Below are 18,053 nucleotides of genomic sequence, written 5' to 3'. Positions count from 1 at the left end.
CGGCTGCCTGGAGGCCCGCCACCCGTCCGCCGGACCGGTGACGGGCCTCCAGGCGGCGTGGACCCGAGCCGTCACTTCCCGTTCTGGTCGCCCGCTGTCGGAGCCGCCGTGGCGGCGGGTGCCGCCGGCGCCGCGGGCGCAGCCGGAGCAGCCGGAGCCGCCGTCTGCGTCGTCGTGGTCGGCGTCGCCTGGTCGGCCTGCGACGCCCCCGATCCCGACGACGCCGAGGACTGCGACTGCGACTGCGACGCGTGGCTCGCCTGCCCGATCATCGCCTGGCTCGGCGTGGGCAGAACGTCCCCGCCGACCGTCTGGTCCAGGTACGCCATCATCGACTTCCCGACCCCGAACTTCGCGCTGTACCCGGTGGTGCCCTGCAGGAACGGCCAGTTCGCCAGGCTCACGTTCCCCTGCACGTTCCCGATCCAGGTGGCGTTCGTGTACTTCGTCGACGACGCGACCAGCCAGTTCTGCACGTCGCCGTCGGTGGTGCCGGTCTTCGCGAACTTCGGCACGCTGTCGCCGGGGTTCGCACTGGCGGCGGTGCCGGAGCCGGACAGCACGCCCTGCAGCGCGTAGTCGACGGTGCCGGCGACATCCGCCGAGACACCCTGCGTGCAGGACGACGGCGTCGGGGTGATCTTCGTGCCGTCCGACTCGGTGACCGAGTCGATCGCGGTCGGCGTGCAGACGACGCCGCCATTCGCGAAGCCCGCGTACGCCTCGGCCAGGTCGATCGGCGACAGCTCGTTGACGCCGAGGATCGACGACGGGGTCTGCCCGAGGGCACCGCCGTCGGCGCGGTGGATCCCCATCGACTGCGCGAGCTGCGCGATCTTGCAGAGGTCGAGCTGCTTCCCCATCGCGCCGAAGGCGGTGTTGATCGACTCGACGGTGGCTGCCTGCACGGTCATCGACGCCGGCACGGACTCGGCGTTCGCGACCGGCCACGTCCCGCCGCTGACGTTCTGGCAGGAGTTCGTGAACTCCGAGTTCTGGAACGTGTGCTCGGTGGTCGACACGGATTCGGAGAGCGTGTGGCCGGTCGCGAGCCACTCGGCCAGGGTGAACACCTTGTAGGTGGAGCCGGTCTGGAACCCGCCGGAGTTGCCGTAGCCGGAGTCCGCGCTGTAGTCCACCGCGGTCGACCCGGCTGCGGCGTTGTCGCCCTGCGTGTACGACGTGTTCTGCACCATCGACATGATGCGCCCGGTGCCGGGCTCGACGGTGACGTTGGAGCCGCCGACGTCGACGCCTGCCATCGTGGCGGGCACGTAGGTCGACAGTGCGGTCTGCGCCTGGCCCTGCAGGTCGAGGTCGAGCGAGGTGTGGATCTGCAGGCCCTTGGTGTCGAGCGTCGCGATGCGTGCCGCGGCGGTCTTGCCGAACGCCGGGTCCTGCAGCACCTGGTCGCGGACGTAGTCGCAGAAGTAGCCGGCGTCGTAGTTCGTCGCCGCGGTCGAGCAGCCGTTCGCGGTCTCGGTGATCTTCGGTGTGACCGGGGTCGCGATGGCCTTCGTCATCTCGGCCTTCGTGATCGACCCGTGCGCCTGCATGCGGCGGAGCACGTAGTCGCGTCGCTCCTTGGTGAGCGCGTAGCCGTTCGCCTGCCCGTTCGCCTTGTCACCGGGCACGTCGATGCGCAGGTTCGAGGGGTTGTTGAGGATCGCCACGAGCGTGGCCGACTGCACGAGCGACAGGTCCTTCGCGTGCACGCCGAAGTAGTACTCCGCACCGGCCTCGGCGCCGTACACCCGACCGCCGAGCCCGACGATGTTCAGGTACCCGGTCAGGATGTCGTCCTTCGAGTACTTCTTGTTCACGGCGATCGCGTACCGCATCTCCTGCAGCTTCCGCTGCGGGGTGACGCCGGCCGCGTCCTCGTAGCAGGCCTCCACCTTCTTCGCCGTGGCGGCCTGGTCCTTGCCGGTGAGCTCCTCGCACTGCTGCACGAGGACGTTCTTGACGTACTGCTGCGTGATGCTCGATCCGCCCTGGACGTCGCCGCCGACGACGGTCGCGGCGACTCCGCGCAGCGTGCCGAGGACGTCGATGCCGCCCTCGTCGTAGTAGCGGGGGTCCTCGGTGTCGATGGCGGCCTGCTTGAGCGTGTCCGCCATCTGGTCGGCCGTGACGTTCGTCCGGTTCTCGGCGTAGAACGACGCGATCTTGACCTGCTTGCCGCCCTTCGTCGCGTACACCGACGACACCTGCTGCGGCGTCTGCACGTCGAGGTAGCTCGGCAGGTCCTCGAAGAACGCGACCGCACCCGAGGTGCCCTCACCCGCGACGGCCACCGCGGGCGTCACCGCGACGGCGACGAGCATGCCGGCGAGCACGGACATCACCACGAACATCAGGAGAGCACCAGGCCATCGCACCACACGCATGCCCCGAACCGTAGGGAGGCGGGCTGTACTGGTTCTGCCGTGGAACCGACTGAGGCTGCGCCGTCGCTCAGGTTGCCGCTCAGGCAACACCTGTCGCGGGTCGCGATCCGCGCGGGGCCGCGGATCCGGCCGGGAGGCCCGGTGCGGCCCCGGCACGTCGGCCACCGGTCACGATCCGGTCACGCCCAGGGCCTCACCCCGTCAGTCGCGCGGCTGCAGGTCCTGCGGGCGGACCAGGTACATGTCGACCGACGCACCGACGACACCGTCGTCACCGGTGCTGCCGCGTCGGACCTGCTCGCGGACGAGGTCACCACGGCCGATGCCGATCAGGGCGACGTCGTGCAACGATGCGGTGCCCGGCTTGAGGTAGTCGTTGTGCCCGACCGGACGACGGAACAGCTCCCCGGCGGCCAGCGCATCGGCACCGCCGGCCAGGTTCATCACGGTGGCGCCGAACGCCGAACCGCCCGGGTCCGTGCCGTAGTACCCGGACCCCGCGATCGGATCGCTGTGCGCGACACCGACGAACACCTCGTCCGAGGCGACGTCCAGGTCCGCCGCCGACCGGACGTCGCTGCCCGGTGACCCGAGCACGGTGAGGGTGTCGGCGCTCATCCGTCCCGAGGCGAGCGCCATGAGCGCCATCGTCGACCCGTACGAGTGCGCCACGATGTTCAGCCGGGGCTGGTCGCCGTCGCGGATCTGCCGCAGGCCGTCGACGGTGCGCTCGAGTCGCTGCGCCCCGGAGTCGGCGAGGCTGAGCGACATGATGTTCGACAGGTCGGGCGTGCGGTAGCCCATCCACGCCACGACGGCGACGCCCGTCCCGTCCCCGGAGCCACCGGCGGCCAGCGGGGCGAGGGTCGCTTGTTCGCTCGCCAGGTCGTTGGCGGTGTTCGTGAAGTCGGCCATCTGCCCGGTCACGGTGAAGAACATCCCGGGGACGATGACGGTGACGTCTGCCGCGGTGTCGAGGTCACCGATGCTGATCGCCGCTCGGCCCGCCGCCCGGGTGTCGAGCGTGATGAGGAACCGCTGCGGGTCACCGGGTTCGCGCCGCAGCGAGTCCCGCACCTGACCGAGCATCGCGGCGTGCGCGGCGCCGGTGTCGGGGTCGGCGAGCCCGGCGGTCAGGGTCGACCGGTTCGCGCGGTCGCGCACGGCGTACGGCACGCCCTCGAGGTTGCCGATGATCGACGGCGCGTGGACCAGGAGCGTGCCCTGTTCGTCGGCGCCGAGTCCCGCCCACCACTGCGCGACGACGGGCGCCGCAGGCGGGTCGTCCTGTGCGGTCGCCACGACACGGCGGTCGTCGGCGGCGCGGCGCAGGTCACCGGCGCCGAGGACGCCGAGGTCGTCGAGGAACGCCCGACCGTGCGCGTCGGCGACCGTGTCGACGTCGATCTGTCCCCCGGTCATGACCGGCTGCGGCACCGTGTGGCGCTCGGAGACGAGTGCGACCGTCACGGTGGCCCTGGCGGCATGGGTCGGGGGCGCGACGGGGGCCTCGACCACTCCGAGCGAGTGCATCGAGGCGGTGAGCAGAGCCGCGGCGATGAGCAGCAATCGGGTCTCCCCCTGGAAGGCCGTCCCGCCGTCTCCCTGCAGACGACGGGTGATGCTCTGTCGAGTGTAAGGAGAATGCCCGAGGATCGGTCATGCGCGATGCAACTTGTCCCCCGAACTGGGTGCGTCGCACGGCGCGCCGCTACGTGCGGCCGCGTCGCCGGCGTGCTCGGCGCCCCGGCTCAGCCCTCGGGCGCGGTGACCTCCGGCTCGGGGAGCGCGCTCGGCCCCTCGGTCACGAGCAGGTGGAACTGCTCGGCGTCGATGATCCGGAGCCCCAGCTGCTCGGCCTTCGTGAGCTTCGACCCGGCCCCGGGACCCGCGGCCACGAAGTCGGTCTTCTTGCTGACGCTCGACGCCGCCTTGCCGCCGGCGGTGATGATCGCCTCCAGCGCACCCTCGCGCGTGTACCCCTCGAGCGATCCGGTCGCCACGACCGTGACGCCGCTCAGGACACCGCCCTCGACCGCCGCGCCGCCGGGTCCGGGGTGGTCCGGCATGGTGAACTGCACGCCCGCCGACGTCCAGCGGTCGATGATCTCGCGGTGCCAGTCGACCTCGAACCACGCGAGCAGGGCGTCGGCGATGATCCCGCCGACCCCGTCGACCGCCGCGAGTTCCTCGCGCGAGGCGCTGCGGATCCGGTCGAGCGACCCGAAGTGGTTCGCGAGCGCCCGCGCCGCGACCGGTCCGACGTGGCGGATGCTCAGCCCGACCATGATGCGCCAGAGCGGCTTCGTCCTCGCCGCGTCGATGTTCGCGAGCATCTCGAACGCGTTCTTCGACGGGTAGCGGCTCGGCTCACCGGTGTAGTCGGCCCCGCGGGCGTCGGCGTCGAACGGCGGGTCGGTCTTCTTGCGCGCGCGGCTGAACGGGGTCACGCGCTTCGGGGCACCGGCGTCGTCGACCTTCTCCATGCCGGTCTCGGCGTCGCGGACGATCACCTCGATCGGGACGATGTCCTGCATCGTCAGGTCGAACAGCCCGGCCTCGGTCACGAGCGGCGGGGTCTCCGGGTGCAGCGGCTGCGTGAGCGCTGCGGCTGCGACCTCGCCGAGGCCCTCGATGTCGAGCGAGCCGCGCGATGCGATGTGCTCGACACGACCGCGGACCTGCGCGGGGCAGCTCTTCGCGTTCGGGCAGCGGAGGTCGATGTCGCCTTCCTTCGCGGGGGCGAGCTCGGTGCCGCACTCCGGGCAGTGGGTCGGCATCACGAACTCGCGCTCCGTGCCGTCACGCAGGTCGACGACCGGCCCCAGGACCTCGGGGATGACGTCGCCGGCCTTCCGCAGCACGACGGTGTCGCCGATCAGGACGCCCTTCGCCTTGACCACCTGCTGGTTGTGCAGGGTGGCCTGGCGGACGACCGACCCGGCGACCTCGGCCGGGGCCATCACCGCGAACGGGGTCGCACGCCCGGTCCGCCCGACGCTGACGACGATGTCGACGAGCTCGGTGTGGACTTCTTCCGGCGGGTACTTGTACGCGATCGCCCACCGGGGCGCCCGAGACGTCGAGCCGAGTTCTTCGTGCAGGGCGAGGTCGTCGACCTTGATGACGACGCCGTCGATCTGGTGCTCGACCGAGGCACGGCGGTCGCCCGTGGAGCGGACGAAGGCGTTCACCTCGTCGATGGTGTCGAAGACCCGGTAGTGGCTGCTCGTCGGCAGCCCCCAGGTCTCGAGCAGCTCGTAGACCTCGGACTGCGAGCGGACGTCGGTCTCCTGCTCGAGCTCGCGCACGGGCCACGCGCCGATGCCGTGCACGAGCATCCGCAACCGCCGGAGCCGGTCGACCATGAGTGCACGCTTCGCCTCGGACTTGCCCTCTTCCTTCTGGCGGAGGGACCCGGCGGCGGCGTTGCGCGGGTTGGCGAAGACGCGCTCCCCCGCCTCGCGCTGGTTCGCGTTGAGCTCGTCGAACTCGGCGACCGGGAAGAAGATCTCGCCGCGGACCTCGACCAGGGGCGGGTGGCCCGTCGCCGCCAGCCGGTCCGGGATCGTGCCCATCGTCCGGACGTTGCCGGTGACGTCCTCGCCCACGACACCGTCACCACGGGTCGCCGCTGACACCAGGCGGCCGTGCTCGTAGCGCAGGTTGATCGCGAGGCCGTCGATCTTCAGCTCGGTCAGGAACCGGACACGCTCGGCGCCGGCGTCGCGCTGCACCTTGACGGCCCACTCGGTGAGCTCGTCGGGGCTGAAGACGTTGTCGAGCGAGAGCATCCGCTCGGCGTGCTCGACCGGGGCGAACTGCGTGGTCTGCGCCTGCCCGCCGACCGTCTGGGTCGGGCTGTCCTCGGTCAGGAGCTCCGGGAACCGCTGTTCGATCGCGTCGAGCCGGCGGACGAGCACGTCGTAGTCGGCATCGGCTTCCGGTGATCCGTTGTCACCCTGGTAGTACGCCTGCCGGAGTTCGTTGATGCGGGCCCGCAGCCGGTCGACCTCACGCCCGGCCTGGGCGGCGTCGAGCCCGTCGGGGTCGATGGTCTCGAACGTGGCGTCGGTCTCGCTCATGCCCTCAGTTCTACCGTGTGCCACCGACGGCGCGTGCAGCGGACCCACCGCCCGGGAGCGGCGGTCTCAGGCGCCGACGGGGACGGCGCTGACGGTGCTGTCGATCGTGCACTGTCCGAGCACCCGGGTGCCGACGTAGACCACGGCCGTCTGGCCGGGGGCGACCCCGTGCAGCGGCTCGTCGACGTCGATCACGAGCACGTCGTCCTGCACCCGCGCGGTCGCCGGCACCGGGTCGGCGTGCGCCCGGATCTGCACGTCGCACGCGAACGGTGTCTGCGGCTCGGCCGGTGCGGTGCCGGCCCACGTGAACCGGGAGCCCGACATCGACGACACGGCCAGGGCCTCCTTCGGGCCGACCACGACGGTGTTGTCCTTCGGGCGGATCTCGAGCACGAACCGGGGCTTGCCGTCGGCGGCGGGGCGCCCGAGCGACAGTCCGCGGCGCTGCCCGACCGTGTAGCCGTGCGCGCCGTCGTGGGAACCGACGACGGTGCCGTCGCGCTCGACGACGTCGCCGGTCTCGCTGCCGACGCGGTCCGCGAGCCAGCCGCGGGTGTCGCCGTCCGGGATGAAGCAGATGTCGTAGGAGTCGGGCTTCTGCGCGACCGTCAGCCCGCGCTCGGCGGCCTCGGCCCGGACCTCGTCCTTCGACGGGGTCGCCCCGAGCGGGAACATCGCGTGCTGCAGCTGCTCGGCGGTCAGGACCCCGAGCACGTAGGACTGGTCCTTCGCCCACGCGGCCGAACGGTGGAGTTCGCGTGCGCCGTCCGGGCCGGTGACGATCGAGGCGTAGTGCCCGGTCGCGACGGCGTCGAAGCCCAGGGCCAGCGCCTTCTCGAGCAGGGCGGCGAACTTGATGCGCTCGTTGCACCGCATGCAGGGGTTCGGGGTGCGGCCGGCCTGGTACTCGGCGACGAAGTCGTCGACGACGTCCTCCTTGAACCGGGCCGAGAAGTCCCACACGTAGTAGGGGATGCCGAGGGCGGACGCGGCGCGCTGGGCGTCCATCGAGTCCTCGATCGTGCAGCACCCGCGACTGCCGGTGCGGAGCGTGCCCGGCATCCGGCTCAACGCCAGGTGCACGCCGACCACGTCGTGCCCGGCGTCGACCGCCCGGGCAGCAGCCACCGCCGAGTCGACCCCACCGCTCATCGCCGCCAGAACACGCATGCCTCCAGGGTAACCCGCCGACGAACCCGTACCGCTGGCGTACCGTTGGTCGAGCGATGGCCACGACGGGGAACGACTCATTCGACTTCCGGTCCGTCCTGTTGTCCGGGTTCCTGCCCGCGGCGCTCTTCGCCATCGGCGAGGGCGCGATCATCCCGATCATCCCGATCGCCGCGGACTCCCTCGGCGCGACCCTGGCGTTCGCGGGCTTCGTCGCGTCGCTCATCCTGGTCGGCGAACTCATCGGCGACGTGCCGTCGGGCATCGTCGTCGCGCGGATCGGCGAGCGGAACGCGATGATCGGCGCCGCCCTGGTGTCGGTCGGCGGCCTCGTCGTCTGCACGACCGCGGCGAACGCGTGGGTGCTCGCGCTCGGGGTGTTCCTGGTCGGCGTCTCGACCGCGGTGTTCGCCCTGGCACGGCATGCCTACATGACCACAGCGATCCCAGTCCGCATCCGTGCCCGGGCGCTGTCGAGCCTGGGCGGGGTCTTCCGCTTCGGGTACTTCGTCGGGCCGTTCCTCGCCGCCGGCGTGATCCACCTGACCGGCACCACCGCGAGCGCCTTCTGGATCCACGTCGTGTGCTGCCTGGCGGCGGCGACCGTGCTCCTGGTGCTGCGCGACCCCGCGACGGGCGCACGCGGTCTGCGGTTGCCACCACGGGCCTCCCGGTCGGGGTCGGACGCGACCGGCGTGACGGAGCCGTCCACCGACACCGGAGCGGTCTTCGTCGGCAAGGAGGCACACGGCCTCTTCCGGACCCTACGCACGAACCGGGCTGTGCTGCTGCGGCTCGGCAGCGGCGCCGCGCTCATCGGCGCGATGCGTGCCGGGCGCCAGGTGATCCTGCCGCTGTGGGCGGTCAGTGTCGGGCTGGACGACTCGACGGCCGCTCTGATCATCGGCATCGCCGGTGCCGTCGACTTCGCGCTGTTCTACACGAGCGGCCAGATCATGGACCGCTGGGGGCGGTTGGCGAGCGCACTCCCCTGCATGCTCGGGTTGAGCATCAGCTACTTCCTGCTCGCGTGGAGCGGGCACCTCGACGCGCGGGTCGGCTGGTTCGTCGGGATCGCGATGGGGATGTCGCTCGCCAACGGCGTCGGCTCCGGCATCCTCATGACGCTCGGCGCCGACCTCGCCCCGCGCGACGACCCGGCGCCGTTCCTCGGAGCCTGGCGGTTCACCGGCGACTTCGGGTCGGCAGCGGCACCGCTCGTGATCTCCGGTGTGACGGCCGTCGCGACGATCGCGGTGGCCAGCGGTGTGATGGGCGTGCTCGGCCTGATCGGTGCCGGTGTGCTGCTGCGGTACGTGCCGCGGTACCTGCCGCGGCAGCTCCGCTGACGCGCGCGCTGCGCTGTCGCGCGCGCCGCGCCGCGCCGCGCTGTCGTCCCGTGCGAGGTTCCGTACTCGGTGGCACTCGAGCCGCCCCGCACCACGTCCGGTACCTCGCACCACATCACGTCCGGCGCACGGCCTGGAGGCCCGGCGCGCGTCCGCCGACCAGGGACCGCTCGGTAGACTGCCGCTGCTCGCGGGAGTGGTGGAATCGGTAGACACGCAGGATTTAGGTTCCTGTGCCCCAGGCGTGAGGGTTCGAGTCCCTCCTTCCGCACCGACCGTTGCGTGCTCGCGCATCTCATACCACCGAGGGACGTTCCGGTCACGCGCGGACGGTACCCTCGTCGTGCGGGTGACCCTCCCGTCACCGCATCTGCACGACCGGAAGAGACATGCACTCCGTCGCACTCGCCCTGATCCCATGGCTGGATCCGCAGTACATCCTCGACCACTTCGGGGCCGTCGCCGTGCTCGTCGTCTGCGCGATCGTCTTCGCCGAGACCGGCCTGCTGATCGGCTTCGTCTTCCCGGGCGACAGCCTGCTCGTCATCACCGGCCTGTTCGCGTTCGACCGGGGCGGCGAGATCGGCGGCATCCCGATCTGGGTCGCTGCCCTGATGATCGGCGCCGCGGCGTTCCTCGGCGGAGAGCTCGGGTACTACATCGGCAAGAAGGCCGGTCCGCCGATCTTCGAGCGCAAGGAGAGCGGTCTGTTCTCCAAGGCGAACGTCGAGCGGACCAACGCGTTCTTCCACCGGTTCGGTCCGCTCGCGGTGATCCTGGCGCGCTTCGTGCCGGTCGTCCGCACCTTCGCGCCGATCGCCGCCGGCGTCGGCCGCATGGACTACAAGAAGTACTCGCTCTACAACGCGATCGGCGCCGTCGTCTGGGGCGTCGGCGTGACGTTCCTCGGGTACTTCATCGGGCACATCCCGTTCGTCGCCCACATCGTGCGCGAGTACATCGACATCATCCTGCTGGCCGCGGTCGTCGTGACCGTCGTGCCGATGGCGCTGACCTACATCCGGAACGCCCGCAAGGCGAAGAAGCACGAGCACCAGGCCGAGTCGACGGCCGTCGACCCGCAGCTGTAGCTGTCGCCGGACCGGACGCGACAGGCCCACACCGTTCGGTGTGGGCCTGTCCTCGTCGCGGGTGGGCGGTTCAGAGCCCGAAGTGCTCCCGCACGACCGGCGCGATGCCCCGGAACGCCTTGCTGCGGTGCGACAGGGCGTTCTTCTCGTCGCGGGTGAGCTCGGCCGACGACCGGTCGGCGTCGTCGGGCCGGAACACCGGGTCGTAGCCGTGTCCGCCGTCGCCGACCGGCGCGGTCAGCACCTCGCCGTTCCACACCGCCTCGACCACGTGCTCGAACCCGTCGGGCGTGACGAACGCGGCCGCGCACACGAAGGCGGCGGTGCGCTCCACGACGCCGTCGAGGTTCTGCAGCAGCAGCGCGATGTTGTCGGCGTCCGACCGGGTGCCCGCGTACCGCGCCGAGTGGATGCCCGGGGCGCCGTCGAGCGCGTCGACCGCGATGCCGGAGTCGTCGGCGAGCGCCGGCAGTCCGGTGTGGGCGACCGCGGCACGGGCCTTGATCAGGGCGTTCGCGGCGTAGGTGTCGCCGTCCTCGACCGGCTCGGGGCCGTCGTAGCCGACTAGCTCGACACCCTCGCCCAGTGCCGACCCGAGGATCTCGCGCAGTTCCACGACCTTGCCCTGGTTGTGGGTGGCCAGGACGACGGTGCCGCTCACGCCAGCCCCAGCACGGTCTTCTGGATCGCAGCGAGCGACTGGTTGCCGGCCAGGCCCAGGTCGAGCAGGACGTTCAGCTCGTCGCGGTCGAAGGGCGCGTGCTCGGCGGTTCCCTGCACCTCGATGAACTTGCCCGACCCGGTCGTGACGATGTTCATGTCGGTGTCGGCGGCGGAGTCCTCGGTGTACGCCAGGTCGAGCATCGGCTCGCCCGTGACGATGCCGACCGAGATCGCCTGCACGCTGTCGGTGAGCGGGGTGGCCTTCTTGCCGATGAAGCCCTTGCCGCGGCCCCACTCGATCGCGTCGACCATCGCCACGTAGGCGCCCGTGATCGACGCCGTGCGGGTGCCGCCGTCGGCCTGCAGCACGTCGCAGTCGATGACCAGGGTGTTCTCGCCGAGGGCCTTCGTGTCGACCACGGCGCGGAGCGAACGTCCGATCAGCCGGGAGATCTCGTGGGTGCGGCCGCCGACCTTGCCCTTGATCGACTCGCGCTGCATGCGCTCGTTCGTCGACCGCGGCAGCATCGAGTACTCGGCGGTGACCCAGCCGGTGCCCTTGCCGGCGAGCCAGCGGGGCACACCGTTCGTGAACGAGGCGGTGCAGAGCACCTTGGTGTTGCCGAACGAGATGAGCGCGCTGCCCTCGGCCTGCGTGCTCCACCCCCGCTCGATGGTGACGGGACGGTGTTCCTCGGCCTGGCGGCCGTCGATGCGGGTGGTCATGGTGTCCTTTCGGTCCGGCCTGGAGGCGCGGTGCGGGTCGTCGGGGCGGGCGGCGGCTGGCGGCTGGTCGCCGCTCAGGCCCGCCCACGGGGCAGCGTGATGGCGCCGGTCTCGAGGTGGCCGACGCGGACGATCTCGGGGCCGAGGAACCGGCGAGCGAGCCGCAGGAACCCGTCCTCGTCGTCGCCGGTCGACTCGAACGAGTACGTCGGGGCGGTGGTGGAGGTGCGTTCGAGGCCGTGCTCGACGAGCCGGCGGTACACGTCGTTGGCGGTCTCCTCGGCACTCGACACCAGGGTGACGTCCGGGCCCATCACGTACTGGATGGCCGCGGACATCAGCGGGTAGTGGGTGCAGCCGAGCACGAGGGTGTCGACGTCGGCGGCACGGATCGGGTCGAGGTACCCGGCGGCGACCTCGCGCAGCTGCGGCGACGAAGTGTCCCCCGCCTCGACGAACTCGACGAACCGCGGGCATGCCGCCAGGGTCAGGCTGACGTCCGAGGCCACGGCGAAGGCGTCCTCGTAGGCGCGCGAGGTGATGGTGCCGACCGTGCCGATGACGCCGATGCGCCCGGTCCGGGTCTGCTTCACGGCGGCGCGGGCAGCGGGCTGGATGACCTCGACCACCGGGATGCCGTACGCCTGCTCGTACCGTTCGCGGGCGTCGCGGAGCACGGCCGACGACGCGGTGTTGCAGGCGATGACGAGGGCCTTGACGCCGAGTTCGACCAGGTCGTCCATGACCTCGAGCGCGTAGCGGCGGACGTCCGCGATGGGCTTCGGGCCGTACGGCGAGTGCACGGTGTCGCCGACGTACCGGATGCTCTCGCGCGGCAGTTGGTCGATGATCGCGCGGGCCACCGTGAGCCCGCCGACCCCGCTGTCGAAGACTCCGATCGGTGCATCCGTCACGGTGACCAGCGTACCGACGCTCGCAGTAGTGTCGGGGAGGTGACCAGCGCGCTCCTGACGGACCAGTACGAACTCACCATGGTCGACGCGGCCCTGAAGGACGGCACCGCCCACCGGCGGTGCGTCTTCGAGGTGTTCGCCCGGCGGCTGCCCGACGGTCGTCGCTACGGCGTCGCGGCCGGCCTCGGCCGGTTCCTGACCGCCCTCGGCGACTTCCGCTTCGGCGACGACGAGATCGGGTTCCTGCGCGACCGCGGGGTCATCGACGAGGGCACCGCGGCGTTCCTCGCCGACTACCGGTTCACCGGGGACGTCCGGGCCTACCGCGAGGGCGAGGTCTACTTCCCCAACTCCCCGATCCTGCAGATCGAGGGCACGTTCGCCGAGGCCGTCGTGCTCGAGACGCTCGCCCTGTCGGTCTTCAACGCCGACTCCGCCATCGCCTCGGCCGCCGCGCGCATGGTCTCCGCTGCCGACGGTCGTCCGCTCGCCGAGATGGGTTCCCGCCGCACCGGCGAGTGGAACGCCGTCGCCGCAGCACGGGCCGCGTACATCGCCGGCTTCGGCGCGACGAGCAACCTCGAGGCCGGCCGCACCTGGGGCATCCCGACGATGGGCACCGCGGCGCACGCGTTCACCCTGCTGCACGACTCCGAGGAAGAGGCGTTCCGGTCGCAGCTCGACGCCCTCGGCAACGGCACGACGTTGCTCGTCGACACCTACGACATCGAGCAGGCCGTCGAGACCGCCGTCCGACTGACCGACGGCAAGCTCGGCGGTGTCCGCATCGACAGCGGCGACCTGCCCTCGGTCGTCGCGGCCGTCCGGGCGCAGCTCGACCGGCTCGGCGCGACCGACACGAAGATCACGGTCACGAACGACCTGGACGAGTACACGATCGCGGCCCTCCGTGCGGCCCCGGTCGACTCGTACGGCGTCGGCACCTCGGTGGTCTCCGGCTCCGGACACCCGGCCGCCGGCATGGTCTTCAAGCTCGTGGCGCACCAGTCCGCCGACGGCGACGACTGGGTCGCCGTGGCGAAGAAGTCAGCGGACAAGGCCTCGATCGGCGGGCGCAAGGAAGCCGGGCGACGCCTGCGCAACGGTGTCGCCACGGCCGAGGTCGTGCTCACCGCCGGGCAGGTCGGCCCCGACGAGCGCGCCCTGCTCGTGCCCGTGGTCACCGGCGGCGTGGTCGATCCGGCGTTCCTCGGAGCACCGGGCGTCGAGGCCGCGCGGGCGCACCACAAGCGGGCAAAGGCCGAGCTGCCGGCGGACGCCGCGCGCATCGGTCGCGGCGACCCCGCCATCCCCACCCTGGTGATCTGAGCGGTCTGCGGACGCAGACGACGGACGGGAGGCCCGTGGCGGCGTCGCCACGGGCCTCCCGTCCGTCCTGGGGTCGCTGCTACTCGGACTTCATCTTCTCGTAGATGGCCTTGCAGTCCGGGCACACCGGGAACTTCTCCGGGTCGCGGCCCGGGATCCACTTCTTGCCGCACAGCGCCTTGACCGGCTTGCCGGACAGGGCGGACTGCAGGATCTTGTCCTTCTTGACGTAGTGCGAGAACCGCTCGTGGTCGCCGGGTTCGATCGCTTCGTCTTCGAGGAGCTTCTCGAGCTCCCGGTCCATCACGTCGAGGCCGCCGCCTGGTTCCGTCATGCTCATGGGTCCAGGGTACGACGGTCTGCGCGCGTTGGTCTGCGCACCGTGCGCTCGTTCCGGAACGCTAGTTGCGCTGCGCCGCGGCCAGCAGGTCCGGGCCGCGCCGGTCGAACAGCCGCCCGCCCGCGAAGATCCCGATGACGAGCACGACCACGCCGACCCCGATGCCCACCGCGAGCGTCAGCATCGACCACGGCTCGGCGCCGCGGACGAAGGCCAGCACCGCGAGCCACGCCGCCGGGACGGTGCAGAGCACGATGCCGATCACCATCATCGACTGCGCGACCGTCGCCGTCACCCCCGCGGCCTGTGGCTGCTGGAACGGGTGGTCCCCCGGCCGCACGGTCGGGTAGGGCAGCAGGACGGACACGACGCTCGACAGCCCGAGTCCGGACAGCAGGGCGCTGGCGCTCACGCCGATCAGCAGCGGGAACACCGTCCAGTCGTCGAACAACCAGGCGGACACCGCCGAACCGGCCACGATCGCCGGCGCACCGACGACGAGCACCGGGACGACACGGCCGAGACGGTCGCTCCACCCGGGAGCCCCGGAGGCGACGTGCAACCACACCGCGGTGTTGTCGTACGAGACGTCGTTGTGCGGCAGGAACCCGGCGATCAGCGCCATGAGCGGCAACGGCACGAGCGCGGTCCAGTGCCACGGCACCCCGGCGACCCCGAGCGGGATGACGACGAGCGGGACGAACAGGATGATCAGGTACGAGGTGCGGTACCGCGGGTCGCGCACCCAGTAGGTCAGGGCGCGGGCGGCGACGGCGGCGACCGGGGTCGAGCCGAGCCGGTCGAACCAGCCGAGCCCCTGGTAGCGCCGGGTCCGGGTGCGACCGTCGACGGTGTCGAGCGCCCGACCGACGAGCGCCCACCACGCCCAGGTCAGCAGGGCGACGACGGCGATCGCGACGAGCAGCTTGAGGAACCCGGTGCCGACGTGGCCGCTGGCGACCTCGGCGGGCACGGCCCAGGCGGCACCCCACGGTGTCCACCCCGCGACGTCCGCGACGCGTTGCATCTCGGCGCCCTCGGGGTCGAGCCAGTCGACGCGCAGCAGCAGCGAGACCGCCGGGATCGCGAGCACGATGATCACGAGCGCGACGAGCCACCCGGCGTCGCGGGACCGGTGCGGACCGATCAGCCGCGAGCCGACGGTGCAGCACACGCGGACCAGGAGCGCGCAGGTGGCGATCGCGAGCAGGCCGCCGATCACCGCGAGCACACCGGTGCCGGCGTCACGCGCCCAGGCGATCGACTGGGCGACGGCCACGACGACGACCCCGATCACGGGGACGCCGATCAGGCCGGCGACGACGAGGCCGATCGCGAGCCCGCGACGGCCGATGCCGAACACCGCGAAGCGCCGCGGGTCGAGCTGGTCGCTCCGTCCGACGACGAGCGGGACGACGGTGAACGCGAAGGCGATGAGCGTGCCGACCGGCACGGTGACGGCGCGGGCCGTGTCGGGGTCGGCGGAGCGCAGCGCGACCGTCTGCGTCGCGACGAACACGGCGGCGAGGAGCCCGACGAGGCTGCCGAGCACGACGAGCACGGACCGGCGGGCGCTGCCGCGGACCTCGCCCGCGAGCAGGTCGGCCCTCAGCCGGAGAAGCTGTGCAACCATTCCATGCTCTCTGCCACGACGCGGCCGCCCGCGAGTTCGACGAACTTGTCCTCGAGGCTCTTGCGACCGCGCACCTGGGCCATGGTCCCCGAGGCGAGGACCTTGCCGCCGACGATGATGGCGACGGAGTCGCAGGTGCGCTGCACGAGCTCCATGGAGTGGCTGGAGAGCACGACGGTGCCACCACCGCGCGTGTAGCGGCGCAGGATGTCGGTGATGGTCGCAGCGCTCACGGGGTCGACGGACTCGAACGGTTCGTCGAGCACGAGGACCCGCGGCGAGTGGATGAGCGTGGCGGCCAGGGCGATCTTCTTCGCCATGCCCACCGAGTAGTCGGCGACCTGGCGACCGAGCGCCTCGCCGAGCCCGAACGCCTCGGCCAGGTCGGTGCTGCGCTCACGGGCCGTGGCACCGTCGAGACCGCGCAGGGTGGCCGAGTAGTAGAGCAGCTGCGCACCGGTGAGGCGGTCGAACAGCCGCAGGCGGTCCGGCAGCACGCCGAGGCTGCGCTTGGCGGCCGTGGGGTCGGCCCAGACGTCGTGGTCCAGGACCGTCACGGACCCGGCGTCGGGACGCAGTAGACCGGTGATCATCGACAGGGTGGTCGTCTTGCCGGCGCCGTTGGGGCCGACCACGCCGAAGATCGAGCCCTGGCGGATCTCGAGGTCGACCTCGTCGACGGCGAGCGTCTGCCCGTACCGCTTGACCAGGCCGTCCGCGGCGAGCACGACGGGCTGCAGCTTCTGCGGGGCCTTGGGTGCGGTGGCCCGGGGAGCACGCTTCTTCGCGGCGGGGCTGGTCGCGGTGTCGGTCTCCGGTGCGTCGGTCTCCGGTGCGCCCTGCACTGCGTGCTCCTGTGCGCCCTGCGCTGCGTGCGCGGTCGAGTCCGTCGCGGACGTCGCGTCGCTCGCCGTGGGGCCGGGAGGCACGGTGCCGGTCGCGCCGGCGGCCTTCGCCGGTCGCTTGGTGCGTTGCTTCGTCGTGCGGGGCTTGGCAGGTCGGGCGCCGGTGGTCGTCGTCGGGGCCGCTGCCGCGGCACGCACTGCGGTACCGGGCGCTGCGTCCGACTGCGGCTCGGTGACCGGATCGGCGTCGCTGGCCGAGGCGTCGGTGGCCGTGGTGTCGTCGGTCATCTCGTCATCAACGGAGGCGTCGCGCGCATCCGGTTCCCCCATGTCGTCGTCGTCGGCGTCGTCCCCCGCCGCGGCGTCCACCCGGTCGGCGGCACGCTCGTCGGCGTCCTGCTCGTCGGTGTCACTCGCTTCGGTCATCCAGGCAGCGTCGGTCGTGGCGTACACGTCCTCGTTCTCTGCTCTGGCGGCCATCGCCCAACCGTACCAACGCTCTCCGGACAGCGGGGAACCGCCCGCTCCAGTGTCACGAAATGAGTACGAAGCGCGGCGGACCTACCTCTTGAGCGGGTGTTTCCGTATCATTCACCAGGGCACGAAGGAGTGTTCACCACTTGGAAACCTGCTCCGGCGGGCTCTCCGACACCGTGCAGCAGCCGGCCCTCGTGGCCCGTGGCGTCCGGTTCTCGGCGAACTCGGACGTTCCGCGAGCAGACTCGACGAGGCCCGCCCGTGCCCCAGGGCGCGCGGGCGGACACCAGAAGGGACCAGCATGACCACGCAGATCGTGATCCTCGCAGCGGGGATGGGCAGCCGGCTCGGCCGCAGCCTGCCGAAGCCGCTCACGGAGCTCAGTGACGGCCGCACCATCATGCAGCAGCAGTTCGACAACATCCGCGCCGCGTTCGGTTCGAGCGCCCGCGTGACGATCGTCGTCGGCTACAAGTCGGAGCACATCGTCGAGGCCTTCCCCGACGCGTCCTTCGTCTACAACGAGTCCTACGACTCCACCAACACCTCGAAGAGCCTGCTGCGTGCCCTCAAGGCGACCGGCAAGAGCGGTGTCCTCTGGATGAACGGCGACGTGGTCTTCGACCCGATGGCGCTCGTCCGTGCGGCCGACATGATCGACGAGGACCACTCGTTCGTCAGCGTCAACACCGACAAGGTCTCCGACGAAGAGGTCAAGTACACCGTCGACGCCGAGGGCTTCATCCACAAGCTCTCCAAGCAGGTCGTCGGCGGGCTCGGCGAAGCCGTCGGCATCAACTACGTGTCGGCGAACGACAAGCAGGCCCTCATCCGCCAGCTCGGTCGCGTCGACGACCAGGAGTACTTCGAGGGCGGCATCGAAGCTGCCATCGCCGAGGACGGGCTACGCTGGTCCCCGATCGACATCTCCGACCTGTACGCGGTCGAGATCGACTTCGCCGAGGACCTCGAGCGCGCGAACAACCTGTTCGCCTGAACCTCCGTCAGGACCCCTTCGGCGGTTCCGCCCGAAGGGAA

At 71.3% G+C, this 18,053-nt stretch carries 14 protein-coding genes and 1 tRNA gene; 5 read left to right on the top strand and 10 right to left on the bottom strand.

The window, feature by feature from the left end; all coding sequences use genetic code 11:
• Nucleotides 1-71 precede the first annotated feature (71 nt).
• The 4 genes from DEJ14_RS05180 to mnmA all read right to left on the bottom strand — a co-directional run bounded on the left by DEJ14_RS05180 (nt 72) and on the right by mnmA (nt 7,648).
• Nucleotides 72-2,390 (bottom strand): transglycosylase domain-containing protein, encoded by a 2,319-nt coding sequence (locus DEJ14_RS05180; protein ID WP_111085020.1) that lies wholly within the window; start codon nt 2,388-2,390, stop codon nt 72-74.
• A 201-nt stretch (nt 2,391-2,591) separates the two neighbouring features.
• Complete coding sequence (locus DEJ14_RS05175; protein ID WP_111085019.1) at nt 2,592-3,959, bottom strand: alpha/beta hydrolase; 1,368 nt, start codon at nt 3,957-3,959, stop codon at nt 2,592-2,594.
• Nucleotides 3,960-4,141: 182 nt separating this feature from the next.
• The gene (gene ligA, locus DEJ14_RS05170) at nt 4,142-6,475 is read right to left on the bottom strand and encodes an NAD-dependent DNA ligase LigA (protein ID WP_111085018.1); all 2,334 of its coding nucleotides are present in this window, start codon (nt 6,473-6,475) and stop codon (nt 4,142-4,144) included.
• 66 nt (nt 6,476-6,541) lie between these two features.
• Nucleotides 6,542-7,648 carry a tRNA 2-thiouridine(34) synthase MnmA gene (gene mnmA / locus DEJ14_RS05165; protein WP_111085017.1) on the bottom strand — a complete coding sequence of 369 codons (1,107 nt, stop codon included), beginning with the start codon at nt 7,646-7,648 and terminating at the stop codon, nt 6,542-6,544.
• Nucleotides 7,649-7,704: 56 nt separating this feature from the next.
• Between mnmA and DEJ14_RS05160 the strand changes: the two genes are divergently transcribed.
• The 3 genes from DEJ14_RS05160 (at nt 7,705) to DEJ14_RS05150 (ending at nt 10,088) form a co-directional block, all read left to right on the top strand.
• On the top strand, nt 7,705-8,997 hold the full coding sequence (locus DEJ14_RS05160) for an MFS transporter (protein ID WP_111085016.1): 1,293 nt from the start codon (nt 7,705-7,707) through the stop codon (nt 8,995-8,997).
• A 190-nt stretch (nt 8,998-9,187) separates the two neighbouring features.
• A tRNA-Leu gene (locus tag DEJ14_RS05155) sits at nt 9,188-9,268 on the top strand.
• Between the two features lie 118 nt (nt 9,269-9,386).
• Nucleotides 9,387-10,088, top strand: coding sequence for a DedA family protein (locus tag DEJ14_RS05150; RefSeq protein ID WP_111085015.1), 702 nt, complete (start codon nt 9,387-9,389; stop codon nt 10,086-10,088).
• 70 nt (nt 10,089-10,158) lie between these two features.
• Here the strand turns inward: DEJ14_RS05150 and rdgB are convergent, their stop codons facing one another.
• The 3 genes from rdgB to murI all read right to left on the bottom strand — a co-directional run bounded on the left by rdgB (nt 10,159) and on the right by murI (nt 12,391).
• Nucleotides 10,159-10,749, bottom strand: coding sequence for an RdgB/HAM1 family non-canonical purine NTP pyrophosphatase (gene rdgB, locus DEJ14_RS05145; RefSeq protein WP_111085014.1), 591 nt, complete (start codon nt 10,747-10,749; stop codon nt 10,159-10,161).
• Nucleotides 10,746-11,477, bottom strand: a complete 732-nt coding sequence (gene rph / locus DEJ14_RS05140; protein ID WP_111085013.1) for a ribonuclease PH — start codon at nt 11,475-11,477, stop codon at nt 10,746-10,748. Before rph ends, rdgB begins: the two co-directional genes overlap by 4 nt.
• Nucleotides 11,478-11,551: 74 nt before the next feature.
• Nucleotides 11,552-12,391 (bottom strand): glutamate racemase, encoded by an 840-nt coding sequence (murI, locus tag DEJ14_RS05135; RefSeq protein WP_111085054.1) that lies wholly within the window; start codon nt 12,389-12,391, stop codon nt 11,552-11,554.
• Between murI and DEJ14_RS05130 the strand changes: the two genes are divergently transcribed.
• Nucleotides 12,383-13,720 (top strand): nicotinate phosphoribosyltransferase, encoded by a 1,338-nt coding sequence (locus tag DEJ14_RS05130; protein WP_111085053.1) that lies wholly within the window; start codon nt 12,383-12,385, stop codon nt 13,718-13,720. The two genes, murI and DEJ14_RS05130, sit on opposite strands and share 9 nt — an antisense overlap.
• Nucleotides 13,721-13,799: 79 nt before the next feature.
• Here DEJ14_RS05130 and DEJ14_RS05125 read toward each other — a convergent pair whose 3' ends face one another.
• From DEJ14_RS05125 to DEJ14_RS05115, 3 genes are all read right to left on the bottom strand, one after another.
• The gene (locus tag DEJ14_RS05125; protein WP_111033217.1) at nt 13,800-14,060 is read right to left on the bottom strand and encodes a DUF3039 domain-containing protein; all 261 of its coding nucleotides are present in this window, start codon (nt 14,058-14,060) and stop codon (nt 13,800-13,802) included.
• A 61-nt stretch (nt 14,061-14,121) separates the two neighbouring features.
• A complete protein-coding gene (locus tag DEJ14_RS05120) occupies nt 14,122-15,693 on the bottom strand; it encodes an ABC transporter permease (RefSeq protein ID WP_111085012.1) in 1,572 nt (523 codons plus the stop codon).
• On the bottom strand, nt 15,669-17,018 hold the full coding sequence (locus tag DEJ14_RS05115) for an ABC transporter ATP-binding protein (protein WP_258373237.1): 1,350 nt from the start codon (nt 17,016-17,018) through the stop codon (nt 15,669-15,671). The genes DEJ14_RS05120 and DEJ14_RS05115 overlap by 25 nt, the downstream gene beginning before the upstream one ends.
• Nucleotides 17,019-17,316: 298 nt before the next feature.
• Here DEJ14_RS05115 and DEJ14_RS05110 point away from each other — a divergent pair, with 298 nt between their 5' ends.
• Nucleotides 17,317-18,012 carry a phosphocholine cytidylyltransferase family protein gene (locus DEJ14_RS05110; RefSeq protein ID WP_111085011.1) on the top strand — a complete coding sequence of 232 codons (696 nt, stop codon included), beginning with the start codon at nt 17,317-17,319 and terminating at the stop codon, nt 18,010-18,012.
• The last annotated feature ends 41 nt before the right edge of the window (nt 18,013-18,053 follow it).

It is taken from the genome of Curtobacterium sp. MCJR17_020, from assembly GCF_003234365.2.
Lineage (GTDB): Bacteria > Actinomycetota > Actinomycetes > Actinomycetales > Microbacteriaceae > Curtobacterium.
Note: the sequence above shows the minus strand (reverse complement) of the source record. Positions and strands in the feature narration are given on the sequence as shown.

Excerpts from the sequence above, each read along its gene's own strand:
- DEJ14_RS05180 (WP_111085020.1), bottom strand. The coding sequence starts at position 2,390 with ATGCGTGTGGTGCGATGGCCTGGTGCTCTCCTGATGTTCGTGGTGATG.
- ligA (WP_111085018.1), bottom strand. The coding sequence starts at position 6,475 with ATGAGCGAGACCGACGCCACGTTCGAGACCATCGACCCCGACGGGCTC.
- mnmA (WP_111085017.1), bottom strand. The coding sequence starts at position 7,648 with ATGCGTGTTCTGGCGGCGATGAGCGGTGGGGTCGACTCGGCGGTGGCT.
- DEJ14_RS05160 (WP_111085016.1), top strand. The coding sequence starts at position 7,705 with ATGGCCACGACGGGGAACGACTCATTCGACTTCCGGTCCGTCCTGTTG.
- DEJ14_RS05150 (WP_111085015.1), top strand. The coding sequence starts at position 9,387 with ATGCACTCCGTCGCACTCGCCCTGATCCCATGGCTGGATCCGCAGTAC.
- rph (WP_111085013.1), bottom strand. The coding sequence starts at position 11,477 with ATGACCACCCGCATCGACGGCCGCCAGGCCGAGGAACACCGTCCCGTC.
- DEJ14_RS05125 (WP_111033217.1), bottom strand. The coding sequence starts at position 14,060 with ATGAGCATGACGGAACCAGGCGGCGGCCTCGACGTGATGGACCGGGAG.
- DEJ14_RS05120 (WP_111085012.1), bottom strand. The coding sequence starts at position 15,693 with ATGGTTGCACAGCTTCTCCGGCTGAGGGCCGACCTGCTCGCGGGCGAG.
- DEJ14_RS05115 (WP_258373237.1), bottom strand. The coding sequence starts at position 17,018 with ATGGCCGCCAGAGCAGAGAACGAGGACGTGTACGCCACGACCGACGCT.
- DEJ14_RS05110 (WP_111085011.1), top strand. The coding sequence starts at position 17,317 with ATGACCACGCAGATCGTGATCCTCGCAGCGGGGATGGGCAGCCGGCTC.